This window comes from Tessaracoccus massiliensis (assembly GCF_000826065.2).
Classification (GTDB): domain Bacteria; phylum Actinomycetota; class Actinomycetes; order Propionibacteriales; family Propionibacteriaceae; genus Arachnia; species Arachnia massiliensis_A.
Window position 1 is genome coordinate 309,335 of the sequence record NZ_LN623541.1, and the last position, 20,795, is coordinate 330,129.

Genomic DNA, 20,795 nt, shown 5'->3' on the forward strand with positions numbered 1-20,795 from the left:
TTCCGTCCTTTGAACGCAGCCTACGCTAGGTTCCGAGCGGTGGGCTGGGTCCAGCTACACCAAGTTTGCCGACACCTACCTGGTGGGCATGGAGCTGCCCGAGCCCGTGCTCAGCGACGAGTCGCGCCGCCTGAACGTGACCAACGAGGGCGGCGTCGACGCGACGGTGCGCTACCTCAAGAACATCATGGGGCTCTGGATCCTCTCCGAGGCCATCCGCACGTGGGAGGCCGAGGGCAAGCACCACTCCGCCCCGGAGTTGGCGCAAGCCGCGAAGGACGTCCGGGACGCCCCCACCTTCGACGCCACCCACGGACATGCCGGCCCGGGTCAAGGCGCTCGTGGGCGGCGACGAGCGGCTCGACGACCCCGTGTTCTTCACCCGCTCCGTGCTGGAATCGCTGGCCATCGGCTACCGCGACACCATCGCCGAGCTCGCCCAGCTGACTGGCCGCGCCCCCCCGTCGGATCGTGATCGTGGGCGGTGGCTCCGCCAACGCGCTGCTCAGCCAACTGGCGGCCGATCGCACCGGCCTGCCCGTCACCGCCGGCCCCGTCGAGGCCACCGCCATCGGCAACTCCCTCATCCAGGCCCGCGCCGTCGGCCTCGTCCACGGCTCGCTGGCAGACCTCCGAAGGATCGTGATGCAGTCCACCGACCTGACCTCCTACTCCCCCACCCTCCACCGGCCCGAGGAACAACTGCGCGAGATCGTGGCCCTCTCCAACGAGTTCGGCGCCGACCCCGCGTTCACGCGCGCCGGCGGCGGCAACTCGTCGGCCAAGGCGGACGGCGTGCTGTGGATCAAGCCCAGCGGCGTGTCGATGGCCACCCTGTCCGCCGAGGACCTGGTGCCGCTCGACGTCCAGGTCCTCAAGGACGCCCTCGACGCCCCCGATCCGGATCCCAGCCACGGCGACCCGGTCAACTTCCTCGCTAGGCAGGCCAGACGCGACGATGGCCCCCGCCGACCGTCCGTCGAGATCCTGTTCCACGCCCTCATCGACGACACCTACGTCCTGCACACCCACCCCCTGCTGATCAACGCCGTGACCTGCAACGCCGACGGGGTGGCACTGACCGAGGAACTCTTCGGCGACGACGTGCTGTGGGTGCCCTACGTGGACCCGGGCCTGCCGCTGGCCAGGGAGATCGCCGCCTGCCGCAGCGCCTACACCGAGCGCACCGGCAACCCGGCCCCCGAAGATCACCTTCCTGATGAACCACGGCTTGATCGTCTCCGGCGATGATCCAGCCCAAATCCGAGTGGACAGCTACCGTGTGATGCGTACCATCCGGAGGGCGGTAGACGTGGCACAGGGTGGTCTCCCCGCGTTCGCCGAGGCATTCCGCGAGGCTGTGGGAGCCAAGCACGCCGCCTATGACGATAGCGTGGTCGCCACCGAGTTCCCTGCAACGGAGGCCGGTGCGCGCTTCCTCGTAGACGGCCCACTCATCCCTGACCAAATCGTCTATGCGGGCTCCTTCCCCGCTGTGGTTCCCGAGGGTGCCGATGTGGCGGAGGCCGTTGAGGCCCACCGAGAGCGCCGAGGCAGCGACCCGATCATCGCGGTAGTCCCCGGCATCGGCGTCGTGGCCGTCGGCGCGGATCAGAAACAGGCGACCACCGCGCTCGAGGTCTACGTTGACGCCCTCACCGTGGGTCAGGCCGCCAACGTCCTCGGCCGCGTCCGAGCCCTCGACGAGCGCGAGCGCCGTTTCATCGAGACCTGGGAGGCCGAGGCCTACCGCAAGAAAGTCGCGGCCGGGTAGCACTCATTCGGCGGCCAGCGCCTCCGTCGGCGGGGCGCTGGCCGCCGACAGGCCGGGCAGCAGCGACGCCAGCACCGCGGCCACCAGACACACCCCGATCAGGCCTGCGGTGTAGAGCACGTCGATGGAGAAGTGCAGCTGCATGTTCTCCCCCGGCATCATCAACAGCGCCGACGACACCCCGAGCCAGCCGAAGAACATGCCGGCCGCCACCCCGACGACCACCAGCGCGATCGCCTCGATCAGCAGCATCCACCGCAGCCCCGAGCGCGGCATACCGAGCGCCCGGAGCAGGGCGGACTCGCGTTGCCGCTCGATCACCGACAGGCCCAGCGTGTTACTCACGCCCACCAGGGCGATGACCACCGCCACACCCAGCCGCCCGGTGAGCACTATGAGCATCACGTCGAGCACCTGGTTGAGCACCAGGATGGCGCCCGCGTCTGATGCACTGAAATCCGCCGTGGGCACCGACTCCAGGACCTGCACCACCTGGTCGATGCTCGTGACATCCCCGCGATCCTCCAGCGTGATCTCCAGCGCCGGCGCGTCACCCTCGGTGGTGGGTCGTACGTCGTCGACGCTGTCGATCGCCTCCAGCCGCTCCACCAGATCTGCGTGCACCCCCTGCTCGTGAAAGGAGACCGTGAAATCCACCGGGTAGGAGGCGAAGATGGACTCCGTGCCGGAGGTGCGGGCGGTGGCCAGCGCCACCTGCAGCGCCTCGAGCGGCTTCACCCGCGAGGCGGCGATCGACGGCCCCTACACCGCGCCGCAGTTCAACCCCGACACGGGCGTGATGACGAAGTGCGACCTCTGCCGCGACCGCCTGGCCGTCGGCGAGAAGCCCGCCTGCGTGGCTTCATGCCCGTCGCGCGCGCTGGACTTCGGCGAGATCGAGGATCTGCGTGCCCGGTACGGCGCCGAGGCCGGTATCGAGCCGCTGCCCGATCCCCGCATCACGCAGCCCAACCTGGTGATCACACCCCACCCGGACGCCCAGACCTCCGGGCAGGGCACGGGCCGTATCGAATCCATGACGAAGGTGGTCTGAGATGTTGCATGAACTGCCCCTGGTGATCTTCACGATCTGCGCGCAGATGTCCGTGGGATCCTTCGTCACTCTGGGCATCATCCAGTTGCTCGGCAGCCGGCTGCCTCCCGCCACCATGGGGAAGGTCACCCGCCCGGCGCTGTACGCCATCGGTCCCCTGCTCGTCCTCGGGCTCGCCGCGTCGACGTTGCACCTCGGCTCTCCCCTGCGCGCCCCCAACGCCATCCTGCACTGGCAGGAGAGTTGGCTGAGCCGGGAGATCCTCCTGGGGATGGCCTTCCCCGGCCTGTTCCTCGTCTACGCCATCTCGCAGGTGTACTCGCTTCGGACGGTGCCAGCCTGGTCCGCCCCGTACACCGCGGTGCGCTTCTTCACCACGGCGTTCCTCCTGGGTGGCCTGGCCGTCGGAGCAGCCCTGGTGGTCGCCGCCTTCTACCGCGCCCGCAAGGGGGAGCATGACCATGACGCCATGCCGCTGCTGACCAACTCGGTGCGCGGCATCGCGTTGGGCTCCCTGGTCCTGATGGGCATCAAGGCCATCGGCCTGCCCTTCTACACCAGCTACCTGGCCCGCCACCCCGAGCCGGCCGTTCAGGAATCCATCCGGATCCTGAGCGAGCAGTACGGCGGCTGGTCCCTGGCCCAGGCCATCCTCGTCTTCCTCTGCGTGGCGCTGCTCGGCTACCTCCTGTTCCGCCTCTCCGGTGGCGCCGCGGGCCGCAGGCTGCTGCCCAGGATCGCCCTCATCTCATTCTTCCTGGTCCTGACCGGTGAGGTCATCGGCCGCATGCTGTTCTATGCCAGCATGGTCCGCATCGGAATCTAGGGAGGCTCACATGGCACGACCCACCGATGATCGCGAACTGTGGCTCCGCTGGCTGACCGACGCCGCCGCTGAGGTAGGCGTCAACGTCGAGGACATCCCCATCGACGAGTTACTCGACCTGGCGTCCGCCGTCGCCTACGACCTGGCGCGGCCGATGGCACCTGTGACGGCCTTCGTCGCCGGGCTGGCCGCGGGAAAGTGCGCCAACGGGGCCGATTCAGCCAAGGCCCTGACCGGGTTGGCGAAGACGTGGAAGGACACCTGATGATCCACGTTAGAAAGTTTCACAACTGCTACCGTTAACAACCGACGACGTGCATTGAGCGTTATCAGCAACCTGGTGCGCTTCGACAACCGTTTCCCGGAATGCCCGCTATGGTTCGTGGCCATAGGCAAGGAGTTTCGGATGTCAGACGTACACCACGCAGCCGTCCTGCAGTGGCTCGCCACCGCAGGCCTGTGCGACGTGACCCTCAGCTGCCAAGAGTCGCCGCTTGACGGCGCCATCGTGCTCGACCGCTGCTTGAAGGACGTTCCCCTCGCGTGGCTGGTGGAGCTGGCTGAGCACTCGACGCTACACATCGCCGTCGACCACTGCGAGCACGCCGCTGAGACCCGCCACCGGTTCCACAACCTCGCCAGCATCACCGAGCGCATACTGCTCGACGGTGACGCGACGCAGGGCACCCAGGTGCGCTACAGCGCACCACCCCCGCGCGAGGCCGGCGTCGCCCCGCTCGGCGGCTCGATGGCCGGGCCGCGCGGCACACACGCGGAGCGGCTCGCCGTCGCGTTGGCGGCGCTCAGGCCACGGGAGAGGACGCCCACGGTCTGACCCCTGAATTCAGGCGAGGATCAGGCCTGGCCGCCGAACAGCGAGGTGACCGACCCGTCGAGGAAGACGGCGTCGATGGCCTTGGCGATCAGCGGGGCGATGGACAGCACCGTGAGGTTCTGCACCGGCTCCGGCGTGCGGATGGGCAGCGTGTTCGTCACGATGATCTCATCCATGCCGGAGGCGTTGAGGCGCTGCGCGGCAGGGCCGGAGAAGACCGCATGCGTGGCCGCCGCGATGACCCGCTTCGCGCCGCGCTCACGCAGGGCGTGCGCCGCCTGGGCGATGGTGCCGGCGGTGTCGATCATGTCGTCGATCAGTAGGCAGGTTTTGCCCTCCACTTCGCCGACCACCTCGTGCACCTCTATCTGGTTGGCGGTGTTGGGGTCGCGGCGTTTGTGGATGATGGCCAGCGGGCAGCCGAGGTAATCAGTCCAGAGGTCCGCCAGCCGCACGCGGCCGGCATCGGGCGAGACGATCGTCATCTCGGAGGGGTCGTACTTCTCCTTGACGTACTCGCTGAGCACCGGCAGGCCCCACAGGTGGTCCACCGGGCCGTCGAAGAAGCCCTGGATCTGCGCGGCGTGCAGGTCGACCGACATGATCCGATCGGCACCGGCGGCCTTGTACAGGTCCGCCACGAGGCGGGCGGAGATGGGTTCGCGGCCGAGGTGCTTCTTGTCCTGGCGCGCGTAGGGGTAGAAGGGCGCCACGACGGTGATCCGCTTGGCGGAGGCGCGCTTGAGCGCGTCGACCATGATCAGCTGCTCCATGATCCACTCGTTGACCGGGGCGGTGTGGGACTGGATGACGAAGGCGTCGCAGCCACGCACGGACTCCTCGAATCGCACGTAGATCTCGGAGTTGGCGTAGGTCAGCGCACGGGTGGGCACCAGCGGCACATCCATCAGGCTCGCCACCTCCTGCGCGAGCTCCGGATAGGCGCGCCCGCTGAAAAGCATCAGGTGCTTGTTGTTGTTGGCGATCTGTTGGGACATGCGGCTCAGGCCTTCTTCTCTCGGGACTCGATCACTGCCGGGTGGACGGTGCCGTCGCTTTCGGCCGCTGCAGCGGCCTGCTTGGAATCCGGACGGCCACGGGCCATCCAGCCCTCCACGTTGCGCTGCCTCCCCCGGGCCACGCCCAACGCGCCCGCAGGCACATCGTCCGTGATCGTAGACCCAGCGGCGACGAGTGCGCCAGCGCCGATGTCAACCGGCGCCACCAGAACGGAGTTGGAACCGACGAAGGCTGCCTTGCCGACGTGGGTCTTGGACTTGTGCACGCCGTCGTAGTTGGCGAAGATCGTGCCGGCGCCGATGTTGGCGCCCTCGTCGACGATCGCGTCGCCCACGTAGGACAGGTGCGGCACCTTGGTGTCGGCGCCGATCTGGGCGTTCTTCGTCTCCACGAAACTGCCGATCTTCCCGTCGCGTCCGAGGATGGTGCCGGGCCGCAGGTACGCGAAGGGGCCGACGACGGCACCCTCGCCGATGACCGCGAACGAGCCATGGGTGCGCACCACCTCTGCGCCGGGGCCCACCTCCACGTCCATCAGGGTGGTGCTGGGGCCGATCACGGCACCCTCGCCGATGGTGGTGGCGCCCTGGAGGATGACGCCGGGGTGGAGCAGCACGTCGGGGGCCAGATCCACGTCGACGTCGATGAACGTGGAGCCGGGATCGATCATGGTGACGCCCTTGATCATCCACGAGTCGCGGATGCGGCGCTGCATCTCCTGGTTGACGCGGGCCAGCTGGATGCGGTCATTGACGCCCTCGGTCTGCCACACGTCGTCAACGAGGTGGGCGCCCACGCGCTGCGAGCGCTCGTGGCAGAACCTGACCACGTCGGTGAGGTACATCTCGCCCTGGTCGTTGTCGGTGGTCAGCGTGGCCAGGCCCTCGCGGAGGGTGCCGGCGTCGAAGACGTAGATGCCGGAGTTGATCTCGTCGATCTGGCGCTGCTCGTCGGTGGCGTCCCGGTCTTCGACGATGCCGGTGACCGCATCCTTCTCGCGGAGGATACGGCCGTATCCCGTGGGATCCGCGACGCGGGAGGTCATGACCGTGACGCAGTTGTGGCGGCCCCGGTGCACGGCGACCAGTTGCCGCAGCGTGTCGCCGGCGAGCATGGGCACGTCGGCGTAGGTGACCACCACGTCGCCTTCGAGATCCGCCAACTCCTCCAGCGCGCAGGCGACGGCGTGGCCGGTGCCCAACTGCTCGTCCTGGACTGCGGTGGTGACCTGCTCCGAGAGGCGCTCGAGGTGCGCGACGACCTGCTCGCGCTGGTGCCCGACCACCACGACGAGGCGTTCCGGATCGAGAGCCGCGGCCGCGGAGACGGCGTAGCTGAGCATGGGCTTGCCCGCCACCTCGTGGAGCAGCTTGGAGGTCTTGGACTTCATGCGCGTCCCGCCGCCTGCGGCGAGGACGACCACCGCCGCGACCTGCGCGAGATCATTGTCAGTGTCGGACACGAGATCTTCCCTTCGACGACGCCGGGGTGGGCTCACAGACACGAAACTACCAGCACCCACGGCGGCAGCGGGGCCGATCCGCCGCTGACCGCCGAAGCCGCGTTTCGCCCTACGATGGGCGGATGCGTCGCGCCCCCGGATCCCTGGCAGCAGCCGTCCTTGTCAGCCTGCTCATTCTGCTCGGCTCGGCTGCCCCGGCCCGGGCCGATGAGGAGTCGATCAGACACCTCGACGTCACGTTCGCCATCCAGGCCGACGGCACCGTCGACGTGCGCTACGAGCTGGACTGGCACTTCGCGGAGAAGGGCCAGCGAGGTATCAACTTCGGCATCGCCACCCGTGAGCCGTGGGAACCGGACCCGTCGCAGGACGTCGTCTACACCGTCGACGACATCAAGGTGAGCAGCCCCTCCGGAGCGCCCGCGCAGTTCACCGCCACGGAGGAGGGGTCATCGTCGACCGGCTCGGTCAACCTGCGCATCGGAGACCCGGATGTGACCCTCGACACGCAGGACGCCACCTACGTCATCGAATACACCCTGGGCGGCGCTCTGCGCACCTTCGACGAGGGACCGGAGTTCTACTGGGACGTGACCAGCCCCGACTACCCGCCGATCGAGCGGTTCACCGCGCGCGTGACCGCCCCGGACGGCATCGACCGGGCGCGCTGCCTGGTGGGGCAGGGCGAGTGCACGTCATCGGTCGACGGCGGCGAGGCCGCCTACTCCGCAACCCGCGTGGGCGGGGTGCTGACGGTGGTGGCCGGGTTCCCCGCCGGCTCCGTTGCGAACGCGGAGCCAGCGCTGGAACGGCGGAGGCTGTCAGCACCCGAACTGACCGGCTACAGCAGCGACATCACCGTGGCGGCCGACGGTTCGGCCGAGGTGGCGCAGAAGTTGAGCTACGAGGTGCCCGCGGACGAGGACTCCGTGTACCTGCATTTCACGGCCACCAGCCGCGTGCCGTGGAGCGAGGACCGGGACCAGGCCTACGAGTTCCGCGACGTGGAGGTGCGCGACGAAGAGGGCAACCGCCTGCCCCATTCCATGAGCGCACCACACCCCGAGGACGAGAGCTTCCAGGTGCGGCGGTTCACCTTCGACGCCCCCGCCACGGACTCCTTCGAGCGGACGTTCACCGTGACCTACCGGTTGGAGGGTGCCGCCGTGGTCGACGACGGCGTGGCCAGGCTGCGCGTCCAGCCGGCGCCGCCGCCGCTGCACACGGTGGCGGACCCCATGCTGCGGATCCACCTCCCCACGAAGCCCACCGCCGTCGGCTGCCTGGGCTCGCAACTCAACCGCTACCGCGACACCTGCGAGTTCGGTCCCCACCTGGTGGACGACCAGACGATCACGGTCGCCGGTGAGTCGCTCAAGGACCTCGACGGTGACGGCACGGTCACCGACATCACCTTCCCGGCCTCTGCCCTTCCCGGAGCGGGCGAGACGCTGGTGGCCAGCCTCGACGGCCGCCAGAAGGCCCTCGGCCGGTGGGGGATCGCCGGCGGCGTCGCCACCGCCGCCGGGCTGGCGGCCGCCGGCATCGGCGTGGCCCGCACGGGCCGCCGACGCGACCAGCGCTACGGAGATGTGGCGCCCGGGCTGGTGGGGTCACCCACCGCGATCCGCACGAACCGCCGCGCCGACAAGCCACCGGTGAGCTTCACTCCCCCGGACCTGCTGCCGCTCGAGGCGGGCGCCCTGCGGCACGGTGGCTATCGCGACAGCCACCTGGCCGCGACGCTGGTGCACCTTGCGGTGCAGGGCGCGGTGAAGCTGGGCACCGACCCGCTGAAGGTGCTGCACACCTCCAGCTCGGTGTCAGTACACCCCTACGAGGCGGAGGTGCGCCGCTCCGCCACCAAGCGCGACATCGAATTGCCCGTCTCCAGCGCCCGGCGCATGCGCAGCGCGCTGCAGAAGCGGGCGAACCTGATCCAGGAGGACGAGAAGTGGTTCCTCCCCCGGCAGAGCCGCACAACCCAGTTGTGGGGCCTGGCCGCGCTCGTCGTGCTCCCGTGGGTGGTGTTCTTCGCCGGCGGCACCGCGCTGGAGGACGCGCTGGGACCATTCCACTTCCCGCTGTTCTTCGGCTCGATCGTGGGTGGGTTCGCGGGCGCCTTCTTCGGGTTGTTCGCGTTCCCCCGACGGGCCCGCACGGCAGATGCAACGGCACTCGTGGACCAGATCGAGGGCTTCGAGCAGTACCTGGCGACCGCCGAGGCGAACCAGCTCAACTTCGAGGCGGACCGCGACATCTTCCGCCGCTACCTGCCGTGGGCGGTGCTGTTCGACCTCACTGACCGGTGGACCGAGGTCTGCGGGGAGTTGGCTGCCCAGGGGAAGGTCGACTTGGACACCTCGTTCCTGGTGGGCTCCATGTCGCTGGGCGACCTGTCCAGCGGCCTGTCGACGTTCTCCTCGGAGGTCTCCCGAGCCGCCTCCCCGCCGTCATCGTCATCGTCGTCGAGCAGCGGCGGATCGGGCGGGTCGTCGGGCTTCTCCAGCTCGTCCTCGGGTGGCGGCGGTGGCGGCGGCACCAGCGCCAGCAGTTGGTGAGCCTGAACGCACCTCGCCCTACGATGGCACCATGACAGGCCTACCCCGCACTGTGGCAGCCGCAGTCCTCATCAGCCTGCTGTTGCTCTTCGCGGCGGCAGCTCCGGCCCGGGCGGATGAGGATTCGGTCAGGCATCTCGACGTCACGTTCGCCATCCAGGCCGACGGCAGCGTCGACGTGCGCTACGAGCTGCAGTGGCGCTTCGCCGACGTTGGGCAGCGCGGCATCACCTTCGGCATCGCCACCCGCGAGCCGTGGGACGCGGGCCCGTCGCAGGACGTGGTCTACGAGATCGACGACATCCGCGTGAGCAGCCCGTCGGGCGCCCCGGTCGACGTCGAGCAGACCACCCGGGGCAGTGGTTCCAACGAGGACGTCATGTTGCGGATCGGGGATCCTGACACCACGTTGGACACCCAGGACGCCACCTACGTCATCGAGTACACGCTGCGCGGCGCCCTGCGCACCTTCGACGGGCGGCCCGAGTTCTACTGGGACGTGACCAGCTACGATTACCCGCCCATCCAGCGCTTCACGGCCACAGTGACCGCGCCCGAGGGGGTCACCGAGGCCCGCTGCCTGATGGGCTCCAGCACGTGCTCGGCCACCACCGCGGGCGGTGAGGCGCAGTACTCCGCCTCGGCGGTGGGCGGCGTCGTCTCGGTGGTGGCCGCGCTGCCGGCCGGCTCGGTGGCCGGCGCCGAGCCCGTCCTCGAACCCCGCCGGGAGACCGGCCGCGGGAGTTCGGCCCGGGGCAGCGGGTGGGGGCCGCTGGGCGCCATCGGGATCGCGCTCGGCATCCCCGCCCTCATCGCGGCGATCGGGTTGGCTCTGCGCCCCCGGGACGAGCGCTACACGGATGCTCCTCCCGGGGCCATCGGCAGTGCGACGACGCGGGGGCGGCTCCCCAAGCCGCCGGTACGCTTCGAGCCTCCCGACGTGGAGCTGTTCGGGGCCGGAGCGCTGCGCGGTCGCGCCTACCACCCCGCGCACCTGGCAGCCACGCTGGTCGACCTCGCTGCGCGGGGCGCGCTGCGCGTCGGGTCCTCGCCTCTCACGGTGCAGCAGGTGGGCCCCGTGACCGGCCTGGCCGGGTTCGAGGCGCAGCTGGTGGGCGCGGCGCCCAGGGAGCCCCGCCCGCTCACCGCTCCGGAGGCCGAGCAGTTGCGGCTGATCGTGCAGACGCAGAGCGAGCTCTTCGCGCGCCGGTCCGGCACGTTGCACCGCAAGGGATTCACGGCGCTGACGGCGGGTCTTCTTCTGCTGTGCCTGGCCGTGTTGGCGGTGGCCGCCTACCAGTACTTCCAGGGCGCCAGCCTCTGGACGGTGGGTGGGCTGGGCTTCGCGGGGCTGGGCGGCCTCGTCGTGGTCCCCATGCTGCCGAACCAGCCGTTGACGGCGCGTGGCAGCGCGCTGCTCGACCAGGTGGAGGGCTTCGAGCAGTACCTCGCCACCGCGGAGGCCCACCAGCTCAACTTCGAGGCGGAGCACGACATCTTCCGTCGCTACCTACCGTGGGCGGTGCTGTACGGCCTCACGGACCGGTGGACGAGAGTCTGTGGCGAGCTGGCGTCCCAGGGCAGGATCGCGATGGACACCTCGTTCCTCCTCGGGCCCGCCTCGGCGGCCACCCTGCCCGGCACCCTGTCAGGTTTCTCGACTGAACTGGCGGCGCTGAGCACGCCGGCGTCGGCGAGCGGCGGCTCGGGCGGGTCGTCGGGCTTCTCCAGCTCGTCGTCGGGTGGCGGCGGAGGCGGCGGCACCAGCGCCGGCAGTTGGTGACGGGCCTCAGCTCGTCGTGTCGCCCTCCGCTGGGTCGGCGCCGCTCTCCCCGCAGATCAGGTCCACCACCATCGCCGCCCAGCCCGTCTGATGCGCGGCGCCGAGGCCCGAGCCATCGTCGCCGTTGAAGTTGGGCGGTGCCGGAATCCGGGCCGAAGACGCGTTCACTGCGCACACAGGTAAAGTTCGCGGGATGAAGCCCACCACATCCACCCTTGTCGGCGCGTTGAAGCACCCGGCCGTGTGGATCTCCGTGGCCTTTCTCGGCCTCGTGGTCATGGGAGCTTACTTCTGGGTTGCCGACCGCACGACGATCCCCGTGGGCATCACCGGCTCCGTCCTGTACCCCGTCCTGCTCGCCGCGCTGGCCTACGTGCTCGTGTTCCATCGACGGATCATTACCGCAACTTCAAGGCGTTCGTCACAGCATGCTGCTTCGGGGTGGGCGTGGTCACGCTGTTCCTCCTGAGCAGGAGACCCATGCTCTTTGATGCGATGTCGAACGAGGACGGGTTCGTCGAAACCCTGTCCGCAGCCGCCCTGTTCGTCGGGGCGGCCGCCTTCGTGGCGGTGATGGTGGGGCAGTTGCGGCGCAGGAGGGTGTTGGTGGCCGTGGTCTCGGGCCTCTTCGCAGTGGTGCTGTTCGTCATCGGCATGGAGGAGATCTCCTGGATGCAGCGCATCCTGGGCTTCGAGACCACCGACTATTTCATCGAGCGCAACATCCAGAACGAGATCAATCTCCACAACTTCAACACAGGCGTCTCGGAGAAGATCTTCTACTTCGGCGGCTTCATCGCGCTGATCCTGCTCCCCTACTTCCAGAAGCCGCTCATCGCGTTCCTCGCGAAGCTGAAGCAGGAGGAGTTGGCCACGCTGCTGCCCGCGCAGTGGCTGCTGCTGCCGTCCTCGGTGATGGTGGGCTACGTCGGCACCAGCGTGACGAAGGACCCCACCGCGGGCATCGCCGCTCTGGTGACGGCCTTCATCCTGTTCAGGCTCGCCGTCGGCAGCTTGGATGCGGGCCACTTCCCCAAGTTCATGGTCTACGGCGCGTTCCTGGTGCTGGTGGGCGTGATGGTCTACTACTTCACCACCTATAACTACGCGTCGGTGGAGGGGCTGCGTTCCTGGGCCCGCAAGGAGTACCTCGAGTTGATCATCGCCGTCGGGTTGATGGGCTACGCGGTCTCGACGCTGCAGCAGTCGAAGGCCCTCGACGCCGCCCGCGAGACGGCCAGGGCCTGAACAATCCCCGGCACTGCCGACCTTCCCATGGCAGGCAGGTGCAAGTTGTGCATCAACTCCGCTGCACAACTCGCACATGCTTATCGCCGGTGATCTTCGTCAGATCAGAGGTGCGACGCGTGCGACGATGGGTCCATGGGATTCGGGGAAGAGCTGTGGCATGAGATCGGGATCACCCGGGCGCAGGCGACGGCGGTGGTCATCGCCTCCTGCGTGCTCTATCTGACCTTCACCACGGTGCTGAGGCTGTGGGGGCAGAGGCTGTTCGCCAACCGCTCCGGCACCGGGCTGGCCGTCGTGCTCGTGCTGGGCGCGATCGTGGGGCGGTCGATGCTGGGCCCCAACGTCACCCTGCTGGCAGGGCTCCTGTGCCTCGCGACGTTGCTGTGCCTCGAGGCCTTCTTCGGCTCCGGCCGCCGCGCCGGGCTGATCGGCCACCGGCGCGCGGTGATGCTGTACCGCGACGGGCACTTCGTCGAGCGTGAACTGCGCCGCTACCACGTCGATGAGCGGCTCGTCTGGGCTAAGCTGCGCCAGTCCGGCGTCACGCACCTCGACCAGGTGCAACTGCTCATCCTGGAGACCGACGGCTCGCTGACCGTGGTGCGTTCCGGCACGGAGCTGGACCCGCGGCTGTTGGCCAACGTGAAGATCTGAGCGACCGGGCAGCTCCGAGCCCTTAGCTGAAGGCTTTGATACCGAAGTCGGTTCCGAACCCCTCACTTAAGAGGCGGCAGGGGTGGGAGGCACGCGGAAGGCCCCGCGGCGCTGGGCGCCGCGGGGCCTTCCGAGAGTGGGGGGTCAGGCCTTGAACATCACAATGTTGTTGAAGACCCACTCGTTCTTCTGGCTGAACTCGTAGCCGCCCCCGGTTGCGGGCGTGGCGGAGTACACCGTCGTCATGGTGTAGCTGCGGCAGCCGTTGCGACCCGTGGCTGCGGTATCGCACTCCGTGCGCCACTGCCGGCCGCCCGCCGCGGTCCAGGCTCCGGTCTCGCCGAGCGGGTTGCCCTTCCACTCGTCACGCTCCATGAAGGGCAGGTAGGTGAGGTTGTTGAAGGCCCACCCCTGCTTCACGGTGAACTGTCCGTTCTCCAGGAGCACGACGGTGGCCCAGATCTCCGTGCGGCAGCGCTCGGTCTGCGAGTACTTCTCACAGGTGGTGACCCACTGGCGGGCGTTGAGGTCGTGGGTTCCGGCCAACGTGTAAGGAGCCGTCCGCTGGAATTCCGGGCGGGGGCTCTTCGTCGCCGTGGGCTTCTCGGTCGGGTCCGGCTTCTGCGTCGGGTCCGGCTTGTCCGTCGGATCGGGCGAATCGGTGGGATCGGGATCCTGAGTCGGGTCTGGCGTCTCCGTCGGGTCCGGAGTGACAGTCGGGTCCGGCGTCTCCGTCGGGTCCGGGGTGACAGTCGGATCAGGCGTCTCCGTGGGATCGGGCGTCTCTGTCGGATCAGGCGTCGGTTCCACGGCTGCGTCGGCGATGGTCATGTCGAAGATCCTCATGCTTGCAGACTGCGGCAGGAGTACAGACTCCACGGTCTTGGCCGGGTCAAGGTCGATCGTGGCCACGTAGATGCCGTACTTGATGTCGGCATTGGCATACCCGGAGGGGGTGTTGCGGCCGTCCGTGGCGTAGGCGACTTTCTCGTCGAACGAGGGCGTGGCGGAGAACCAGTTGCCGAATCCGATGGTGCCGGTGGAGGTGGTGCCGTCGGTGTAGTTGATGACGAACTCGCCGGAAGCTCCGGCGCGGCCCAGGCCGCTGCCGAGCACCGCGAGCTGTGCACCGCTGCCCTCCAGAGCGATGAGCTGGCCGCGGCTGGCGACGGCGTCAGGCTGGCCGGCTTCCACGTCCGGCCAGGTGAAGGTGGCGCCCTCAAACTCGAGGGTGGCTCCCGGCGTCACGCCGAGTTCCTCGAGCCGCTCCCGCGAGAACGAGTTGCCCTCACCGTCGTAGTTGCCGTGGGCGACGGTGTCGACGGTGGTGGTGGCGACGATGCTGCGGGACTCAGCCAGCGTCTGCGGCGTCACGTCCTGGTTCTGCTGGATGCGCGTTCCCGTGGCGACCTCGCGGACACCGGCCTCGGTGACGTAGCTGACGGTCGCCTTGAAGGTGCGCGTGGTGGGGGTCGTCGGGTTGGTGGGAACGAAGATTTCCGACGTCACCATGGTCGACCCGCCGGCGGCGAGTTCCCCGTCGAGCGTGTGGGTCTCGGGGTAGAGCGTCCAGTTGATGGGGCCGCTGACCTCGACGGTGATGTCGCTGACCGCTGCGTCGCTGATGTTGGCGATGGTGATGTCGATATCGGAGACGGCAGGGCCGTCGAGGTCCACCGGGGCGATGGAGACGGTCACCGCGCGGTCCTCGCCGCTGGCCAGCGAGGTGCTGACCATGAAGACGCCGAAGATGGTCAGCAGGGTTGCGGTGAGCAGCGCGATGCCGCGCTTCGTCCTACTCGTGGTACTGATGGTGGTTGTCATTGGTCAGACCTCCGGCATCGTGCTGGGTCGGGAGTCGAGGCCCATACGGGGCCGCTTCCACTCGCCGCGGGTGAAATCGGGCACGTCGACCGGCTGACCGCCGAGCGCGAGCGACGCTGCACTCAACGGCACCGGTGAGCACCAGGCCGCCGAATCGTAGACGTCGATGTCCGGCAGACCGCCGGTACGCATCAACTGGATGGTGCGCCACTGCATGAGGCCGTCCATGCCGCCATGTCCGCCCTGGCCGCCGACGTCGGTCCACAGCCAGTGATCGTACTGGGGGCGGAAGCCGCTGAAGTCGCGCCAGGCGTGGTCCGTGTGATCGGGCTCCATGTAGACCCGCGCTCCGGTGGATCCGCCGACGTAGTCCTCGAAGATGCCCCGGCTGCCCGCCAGGCTGTTGATCCGGCTGTAGGGCCTGGGGGTGGACACGTCGTGCTCGGCGCGCACGATGCGGCCCTTGTCTGTGGTCATCATGCAGGTGATCAGATCGCCGTTGATGTAGGTCTCGTTCCAGGAGCGGTGGCTGCGTGGCACGTGACGCTCCCGGTAATCGGCGAGGCCCTTGGCCGGCGTTGCGGTCGCGGAGAGTTTGGTAAACACGTCGCCGCGGTTGATGTCCATGGCCGCCGCGATGGGGGCCAACCCGTGCATCGGGTAGAAGCTGGACGTGCTCCGCGTGTGCCAGAGGCGGCGCCAGTCGTCGGTGTAGTAGCCGTCGGCGAACAGGAGGTCGCGGAGATCGTGCAGGTAGCCGCCGTGTCCGTTGTGCACGTCCCCGAAGACGCCCTCGTGGGCCATCTTCAGCATCGCGAGTTCGTTGCGGCCGTAGCAGCAGTTCTCGGCCAGCATCAGATGCCTGCGGGTCTCCTCGGAGGTGTCGACGAGGCTCCACAGCTCGTCGAGTTCCATCGCTATCGGTAGTTCCACCATGACGTGGGCCCCGGCCAGCAGAGCGTCGCGGCCCTGTTCGTAGTGGAACTCCCACGGTGAGGCGATGAACACCAGGTCGAGGTCCATGTCGGCGTACATCGACTTGTAGGAATCCGCCGAGCCCCCGTACGTCTCGGGTCTGGTACCGGTGGCTGCCGCCACGCTGTCAGCGGTGCGCCGGGCGCGTTCCTCGCGGATGTCGCATACGGCGACCACCTGCGCGCCGGGCACGGACACCCAGCCAGGCGTCATGCTGTGGCCGCGGTTGCCGAGGCCGACGACGCCGACCCGGACGGTGTCGTACCGGTTGAACGGCACGCCCACCATGGAGGTGCGTCCGGCCGGGCGGGGCCCGCCCCCGGTGTTGCTGATCTTGCTGTCCTGGTTTCTCAGGTCCGCCTGTGCGAACCCTCCGGCGCCGGTGGCTGCGAGCACGCTGGCTCCGACGCCCCCTGCCAGGAATCCGCGCCGTGAGGCTCTGGATGGGTGGGTCACTGAAGTCTCCTGTGTGTCGAATTTCGAGCGGCAGACCACTGCGTCTGCCGCTGTGAGAACGCTTCGGCACTCACACGTTGTTCACCTGAACCTAGCGATAACAGGATTCAGCTACGTCTGATGAAGCCATTCACTCACTCGGACTGCGCAGAAGTTACACAAACCCTGAGCCCCAGTGGGCGGTACTACGCGCCGTAGCCGCGAACGAGCTCGTGCACGCCGTCGAGGACCTCCACGGGGCGGAACGGGAACACGCTGATGTTCTCGCGTGTGGCGATCCCGGTGAGCACCAGCACTGTGTGGAGCCCCGCCTCCATGCCGGCGATGATGTCGGTGTCCATGCGGTCGCCGATCATCCCGGTCTCCTCGGAGTGGGCGCCGATCTTGTTCAATGCGGAGCGGAACATCATCGGATTGGGCTTGCCCACGACGTAGGGCTCGAGCCCGGTGGCCTTGGTCATCAGGGCAGCGATGGCGCCGGTGGCGGGGATGATGCCGTCGGCGCTGGGCCCTGTCGCGTCGGGGTTGGTCGCGACGAAGCGGGCTCCCGCCGCGATCAGCCGGATGGCGGTGGTCACCTGCTCGAAGGAATAGGTGCGGGTCTCACCCACCACGACGAAGTCCGGGTCCCGGTCCGTCATGATGAAGCCCTTTTCATGGAGCGCGGTGATGATGCCTGCTTCGCCGATCACGTAGGCCGAGCCGCCGGGCTTCTGCTGGGCGACGAACTCCGCCGTCGCCAGCGCGGACGTCCAGATCCGCTCTTCGGGCACGTCGAGGCCGGAGGCGCGCAGGCGTGCGGCCAGGTCCCGCGGGGTGAAGATCGAGTTGTTGGTGAGCACGAGGAACTCGGTTCCGTCGCTCTTCCACTGCTCGATCAGTTCCGGGGCGCCGGGAAGGGCGACGTTCTCGTGGACGAGCACGCCGTCCATATCGGTCAGCCAGCTCTTGATGTCGTTGCGCTCACGCATGCACGAACATTAGCCCACCGCCCTCAGCCTCAGCCGAGATCGACGACCTCGTAGCTCCACACCTCGGCGCTCGTACCCACCGGCCGACGGTGCCCCTCGCCCTGCTGGACGTCGCCCTTGCCGTGGGCGGCCTTGAAGTCGCGGGAGTTCACCCATGCCTGGTAGGCCGCGTCGTCTCGCCAGCGGGTGACCACGAGCCAGATGTTGCGGTCATCGGTGGGCTTGAGCAGTTCGAAGCCTTCGAATCCGTCCTGCCCGTCGACGGCGCCCGCGCGCGCCGCGAAGCGCTTGGCCAGCTCGCCGCCGCTGTCGGCAGGGACGGTGATTGCGTTGATCTTGATGGTCGCCATGACACCATCATGGCCTGTAAGCCAAGCGTCTGCGCTCCCCGGGCAGGAGTCGAACCTGCTTCGCTAATCCTGATTCAAAGTCAGGCGGGCCCTACCGAAAGACCAACCGGGGATCAGCCTCGTCTGAGGCTCCACAGAGTCTACCAAGCACCTTGTGGGTTATCCACAGACCGGCCAGCGCGTGGGGAATCGGGTCGTCATTTGCCCATAGTGGAGGGGAGACTAGTTCCACCAGCGAAGGAGAACCAGATGGACAAGGTGCGCTGCTTCGGCGCCAACGACCCGCTGTATCAGGCCTACCACGACGAGGAGTGGGGCCGCCCCCTCAAGACTTCCGACGACGAGCGCGAACTCCTCGAACGCGTCTGCCTCGAAGGGTTCCAGGCCGGCCTCAGCTGGCTGACCGTCCTGCGCAAGCGGGAGGCCTTCCGCGAGGCATTCGCCGGGTTCGAGCCCGCCGTCGTGGCGGAGTACGACGAGGACGACATCGACGACCTCATGGCCAACCCGGAGATCATCCGCAACCGGATGAAGATCGTGGCCACCATCGGCAACGCCCGGGCCCTGCTCGCCATGCATGAGGCTGGTGAACGGCTGGCCGATCTGATCACCGCCCACACGCCAGAGCCCCGCGGGCAGGCGCCGCTGACCGCGTTCGACGTGCCCGGCAGCACCGCGGAATCCCAAGCGCTGAGCAAGGAGATGAACAAGCGGGGGTTCCGGTCGTCGGGCCCACCACGATGTACGCCCTCATGCAGGCCACCGGCTATGTCGACGACCACATCAAGGGGTGCTGGTTGGCTCGGAGCTGAGCCATGGTGCTTCTGAGAGACGTGCGCGACAGGCTACGGGAGCCCTTCGTCGCCGTCCGGGGCGCGACGCTCAAGGACCGGTGATGGCAGACTGGGGCCCATGACCACACCCGCCGCGCAGAACCGAGCCCGCCGCTCGCGGACCCGGATGACCGCGGCACAGCGACGCGAACAACTGCTGGAGATCTCCCGCGAACTGTTCGCGGAGCGGGGTTTCGAGGGCACCTCCGTCGAGGAGATCGCCGCCCGCGCAGGAGTGTCCAAGCCGGTGGTCTACGAGCACTTCGGAGGTAAGGAGGGCGCCTACGCCGTCGTCGTCGACCGCGAGACCCAGACCCTCCACAACGCGATCCGCAGCGCCCTGACCACGCCCAACGCTCGCTCCCGCGAGCTCCTAGAGCGCGGCGCCATGGCACTGCTCGAGTACATCGAGGAGCGCCCCGACGGATTCCGCATCCTGTCGCGCGACCCATCGTCGGTGCCCACTGCGGGGCAGCCCAGCGGGTCGTTCGCCTCCATCCTCAGCGACATCGCGGTGGAGGTGGAAGACATCCTGGCCGCCGAGTTCGCCCGCACCGGCCACGATCCGCAATTCGCAGGGCTCTACGCGCAGGCCCTAGTCGGGCTGGTGGCGCAGACCGGGCAGCAGTGGCTGGACAGCAGAGAACCGTCCCGCGAGGTGGTGGCCCGCCACCTCATCAACCTGGCATGGAACGGGATGGCCAACCTCCAGACCGAGCCGCGGCTCGTCACGCAGCGCCGCGACGAGCGGAGCACCGGGCCACAGAAGTAACTACGCCGAACCCAGCAGGAGCCGGCGGAGGTACCCGGCGAACTGGTCCCGGTCCTCCTCTGACCAGCCCTCGAGCAGTTCGTCCTCCACCCGGAGCAGTGACGCCAGCGCCGCGTCGACCAGCGTCAGTCCCTCGTCGGTCAGGGCCACGAGCACGCCACGACCGTCCGACGGATCTGGGTCTCGCGTAACCGCGCCCCGCTTCACCAGACGGTCGACGCGGTTGGTCATGGTGCCGGAGGTCACGTGGGTTTCGCGGAGCAACTGCCCAGGCGAGAGCCGATAGGGTTCGCCGGCGCGGCGCAGGGCCGCCAGCACGTCGAACTCCCAGCCCTCGATGCCATGCTCGCTGAAGGCCCGCTTGCGGTGCCCGTCGAGGATGCCGGAGAGCCGGCTGATCCTGGACCACACGTGCATGGCGTCGAGCGCCAGATCACTACGCTCCCGCGCCCAGGCCTCAACGACCTGGTCCACCTCGTCAGTCATGACATCACCTGCGCTCCGGCGACGGGGCCGTAGGCCCGCCGCACCGCCCGGACCCCGCTGAACACGGCCAGCGACTCCGCCAACTCATGGCTGTGCGCCTCGGATCCAGCCAGAAATGCGCAGGTGGGCCCGGAGCCGCTGACGACTGCGCCCAACGCCCCAGCCTCCAATCCGAGGCGCAGGGTGTGTGCCAGCGTGGGTTGCAGCGCGATGGCCGGGGCCTCCAGGTCGTTACAGAGCGCGGCCCCGAGCGCTGGAGCGTCACCAGCTCGCAGCGCCTCGATCAGCGCATGAGGGATCTCGGTGTCGTCGGGTTGGCTCATCTTGTCGAACTCCCGGAACACCGCGGGGGTGGACAGCCCGCTGTGCGAGAGCGCGAAGGTCCAGTGGTAGGTGCCCGATGTCATCAGGGGTGCGAGATCCACCCCGCGCCCGGTGCCGATCGCGGTGCCGCCCATCAGCATGAACGGCACGTCGGAGCCCAGCTGCGCACCCAAAGTGTGCAGCTCCTCGCGGCTGAGGCCGAGGCCCCACAGCGCCGAGCAGGCAACCAGCACCGCGGCGGCGTCGGCCGATCCTCCGGCCATCCCGCCGGCCACCGGGATCCGCTTGCGGACGGTGAGATGCACCCCCACATCCGTACGGCCGACATGCTGCGCCAGCAGCTTGGCGGCACGCATCGCGAGGTTCGTGTCGTCGACGGGGAGGAACGCGGCGCCCTCGCCGTGGAAGGCGAGCTTGAAGTCACCCGGCCCCGCATCCTCAGCAAGGATCTCGTCGCCCAGCGACACCGCCTGGAACACGGTGCCCAACTCATGAAAGCCCTGGGCGTCGGTCTGACCGACGCGCAGGGCGAGGTTCACCTTGGCGGGCACGCGCACGCGCACCGAGTTGTTCACGCCCAAGAA

Annotated in this window: 24 protein-coding genes and 1 tRNA gene; 14 read left to right on the forward strand and 11 right to left on the reverse strand. The window is 68.4% G+C overall.

The window, feature by feature from the left end; translation table 11 throughout:
- Positions 1–88: 88 nt before the first annotated feature.
- From BN1186_RS05760 to BN1186_RS15725, 3 genes are read left to right on the forward strand one after another with little or no spacing between them, the layout of a single operon-like run.
- Positions 89–475, forward strand: a complete 387-nt coding sequence (locus BN1186_RS05760; RefSeq protein ID WP_139650871.1) for a hypothetical protein — start codon at positions 89–91, stop codon at positions 473–475.
- Entirely contained in the window at positions 472–1,251 is a 780-nt protein-coding gene (locus BN1186_RS15720; RefSeq protein WP_040283122.1) for a class II aldolase/adducin family protein, read from the forward strand. The genes BN1186_RS05760 and BN1186_RS15720 overlap by 4 nt, the downstream gene beginning before the upstream one ends.
- 34 nt (positions 1,252–1,285) lie before the next feature.
- Positions 1,286–1,774 carry a hypothetical protein gene (locus BN1186_RS15725; RefSeq protein WP_218975403.1) on the forward strand — a complete coding sequence of 163 codons (489 nt, stop codon included), beginning with the start codon at positions 1,286–1,288 and terminating at the stop codon, positions 1,772–1,774.
- Positions 1,775–1,777: 3 nt separating this feature from the next.
- On the opposite strand, the gene BN1186_RS05775 is transcribed toward BN1186_RS15725, so the two are convergent.
- Positions 1,778–2,488 (reverse strand): ABC transporter permease, encoded by a 711-nt coding sequence (locus BN1186_RS05775; protein ID WP_040283124.1) that lies wholly within the window; start codon positions 2,486–2,488, stop codon positions 1,778–1,780.
- On the opposite strand from BN1186_RS05775, the gene BN1186_RS05780 reads away from it, so the two are divergent.
- The 4 genes from BN1186_RS05780 to BN1186_RS05795 all read left to right on the forward strand — a co-directional run bounded on the left by BN1186_RS05780 (position 2,448) and on the right by BN1186_RS05795 (position 4,489).
- Positions 2,448–2,828, forward strand: a complete 381-nt coding sequence (locus BN1186_RS05780; protein ID WP_052459842.1) for a 4Fe-4S dicluster domain-containing protein — start codon at positions 2,448–2,450, stop codon at positions 2,826–2,828. The genes BN1186_RS05775 and BN1186_RS05780 overlap by 41 nt on opposite strands.
- 1 nt (position 2,829) lies before the next feature.
- The gene (locus BN1186_RS05785) at positions 2,830–3,654 is read left to right on the forward strand and encodes a dimethyl sulfoxide reductase anchor subunit family protein (RefSeq protein WP_040283125.1); all 825 of its coding nucleotides are present in this window, start codon (positions 2,830–2,832) and stop codon (positions 3,652–3,654) included.
- A 10-nt stretch (positions 3,655–3,664) separates the two neighbouring features.
- Positions 3,665–3,919, forward strand: coding sequence for a DUF6457 domain-containing protein (locus tag BN1186_RS05790; RefSeq protein WP_052459843.1), 255 nt, complete (start codon positions 3,665–3,667; stop codon positions 3,917–3,919).
- Positions 3,920–4,060: 141 nt separating this feature from the next.
- Positions 4,061–4,489, forward strand: coding sequence for a hypothetical protein (locus BN1186_RS05795; RefSeq protein WP_040283126.1), 429 nt, complete (start codon positions 4,061–4,063; stop codon positions 4,487–4,489).
- Positions 4,490–4,509: 20 nt separating this feature from the next.
- Here the strand turns inward: BN1186_RS05795 and BN1186_RS05800 are convergent, their stop codons facing one another.
- Positions 4,510–5,487 carry a ribose-phosphate diphosphokinase gene (locus tag BN1186_RS05800; protein WP_040283127.1) on the reverse strand — a complete coding sequence of 326 codons (978 nt, stop codon included), beginning with the start codon at positions 5,485–5,487 and terminating at the stop codon, positions 4,510–4,512.
- Between the two features lie 5 nt (positions 5,488–5,492).
- A complete protein-coding gene (glmU, locus tag BN1186_RS05805; protein ID WP_040283128.1) occupies positions 5,493–6,971 on the reverse strand; it encodes a bifunctional UDP-N-acetylglucosamine diphosphorylase/glucosamine-1-phosphate N-acetyltransferase GlmU in 1,479 nt (492 codons plus the stop codon).
- A 122-nt stretch (positions 6,972–7,093) separates the two neighbouring features.
- Here glmU and BN1186_RS05810 point away from each other — a divergent pair, with 122 nt between their 5' ends.
- Both BN1186_RS05810 and BN1186_RS05815 read left to right on the forward strand, forming a co-directional pair.
- Positions 7,094–9,532, forward strand: a complete 2,439-nt coding sequence (locus BN1186_RS05810; RefSeq protein WP_040283129.1) for a DUF2207 domain-containing protein — start codon at positions 7,094–7,096, stop codon at positions 9,530–9,532.
- Between the two features lie 31 nt (positions 9,533–9,563).
- Positions 9,564–11,315, forward strand: coding sequence for a DUF2207 domain-containing protein (locus BN1186_RS05815; protein ID WP_082031127.1), 1,752 nt, complete (start codon positions 9,564–9,566; stop codon positions 11,313–11,315).
- A gap of 6 nt (positions 11,316–11,321) precedes the next feature.
- Here the strand turns inward: BN1186_RS05815 and BN1186_RS05820 are convergent, their stop codons facing one another.
- Positions 11,322–11,519, reverse strand: coding sequence for a hypothetical protein (locus tag BN1186_RS05820; RefSeq protein ID WP_139650873.1), 198 nt, complete (start codon positions 11,517–11,519; stop codon positions 11,322–11,324).
- Here BN1186_RS05820 and BN1186_RS05825 point away from each other — a divergent pair.
- The 3 genes from BN1186_RS05825 (at position 11,509) to BN1186_RS05835 (ending at position 13,220) form a co-directional block, all read left to right on the forward strand.
- Entirely contained in the window at positions 11,509–11,784 is a 276-nt protein-coding gene (locus tag BN1186_RS05825; protein ID WP_040283131.1) for a hypothetical protein, read from the forward strand. The genes BN1186_RS05820 and BN1186_RS05825 overlap by 11 nt on opposite strands.
- Positions 11,785–11,795: 11 nt before the next feature.
- Complete coding sequence (locus BN1186_RS05830) at positions 11,796–12,563, forward strand: hypothetical protein (RefSeq protein ID WP_040283132.1); 768 nt, start codon at positions 11,796–11,798, stop codon at positions 12,561–12,563.
- 135 nt (positions 12,564–12,698) lie between these two features.
- Positions 12,699–13,220 carry a YetF domain-containing protein gene (locus BN1186_RS05835; RefSeq protein ID WP_040283133.1) on the forward strand — a complete coding sequence of 174 codons (522 nt, stop codon included), beginning with the start codon at positions 12,699–12,701 and terminating at the stop codon, positions 13,218–13,220.
- Between the two features lie 144 nt (positions 13,221–13,364).
- Here BN1186_RS05835 and BN1186_RS15975 read toward each other — a convergent pair whose 3' ends face one another.
- From BN1186_RS15975 to BN1186_RS15425, 5 genes are all read right to left on the reverse strand, one after another.
- Positions 13,365–15,044 (reverse strand): hypothetical protein, encoded by a 1,680-nt coding sequence (locus BN1186_RS15975; RefSeq protein WP_052459844.1) that lies wholly within the window; start codon positions 15,042–15,044, stop codon positions 13,365–13,367.
- A 3-nt stretch (positions 15,045–15,047) separates the two neighbouring features.
- Positions 15,048–16,415 (reverse strand): Gfo/Idh/MocA family protein, encoded by a 1,368-nt coding sequence (locus BN1186_RS05845; protein ID WP_246043248.1) that lies wholly within the window; start codon positions 16,413–16,415, stop codon positions 15,048–15,050.
- Positions 16,416–16,660: 245 nt separating this feature from the next.
- Positions 16,661–17,446: an HAD-IIA family hydrolase gene (locus BN1186_RS05850; protein ID WP_040283134.1), complete on the reverse strand. Its 786-nt coding sequence runs from the start codon at positions 17,444–17,446 to the stop codon at positions 16,661–16,663.
- 29 nt (positions 17,447–17,475) lie between these two features.
- Complete coding sequence (locus tag BN1186_RS05855; protein ID WP_040283135.1) at positions 17,476–17,796, reverse strand: antibiotic biosynthesis monooxygenase family protein; 321 nt, start codon at positions 17,794–17,796, stop codon at positions 17,476–17,478.
- 34 nt (positions 17,797–17,830) lie between these two features.
- Positions 17,831–17,909: transfer RNA gene (locus BN1186_RS15425), tRNA-Gln, on the reverse strand.
- 136 nt (positions 17,910–18,045) lie between these two features.
- Here BN1186_RS15425 and BN1186_RS05860 point away from each other — a divergent pair.
- Together BN1186_RS05860 and BN1186_RS05865 are read left to right on the forward strand one after the other, a co-directional pair.
- Positions 18,046–18,624 (forward strand): DNA-3-methyladenine glycosylase I, encoded by a 579-nt coding sequence (locus BN1186_RS05860; protein ID WP_246043249.1) that lies wholly within the window; start codon positions 18,046–18,048, stop codon positions 18,622–18,624.
- Positions 18,625–18,708: 84 nt separating this feature from the next.
- Entirely contained in the window at positions 18,709–19,401 is a 693-nt protein-coding gene (locus BN1186_RS05865; RefSeq protein ID WP_040283136.1) for a TetR/AcrR family transcriptional regulator, read from the forward strand.
- Here the strand turns inward: BN1186_RS05865 and BN1186_RS05870 are convergent, their stop codons facing one another.
- The gene (locus BN1186_RS05870; RefSeq protein ID WP_040283137.1) at positions 19,402–19,887 is read right to left on the reverse strand and encodes a MarR family winged helix-turn-helix transcriptional regulator; all 486 of its coding nucleotides are present in this window, start codon (positions 19,885–19,887) and stop codon (positions 19,402–19,404) included. It lies immediately after the preceding gene.
- A complete protein-coding gene (locus BN1186_RS05875; protein WP_246043250.1) occupies positions 19,884–20,786 on the reverse strand; it encodes a 4-(cytidine 5'-diphospho)-2-C-methyl-D-erythritol kinase in 903 nt (300 codons plus the stop codon). Before BN1186_RS05875 ends, BN1186_RS05870 begins: the two co-directional genes overlap by 4 nt.
- Between the last annotated feature and the right edge of the window lie 9 nt (positions 20,787–20,795).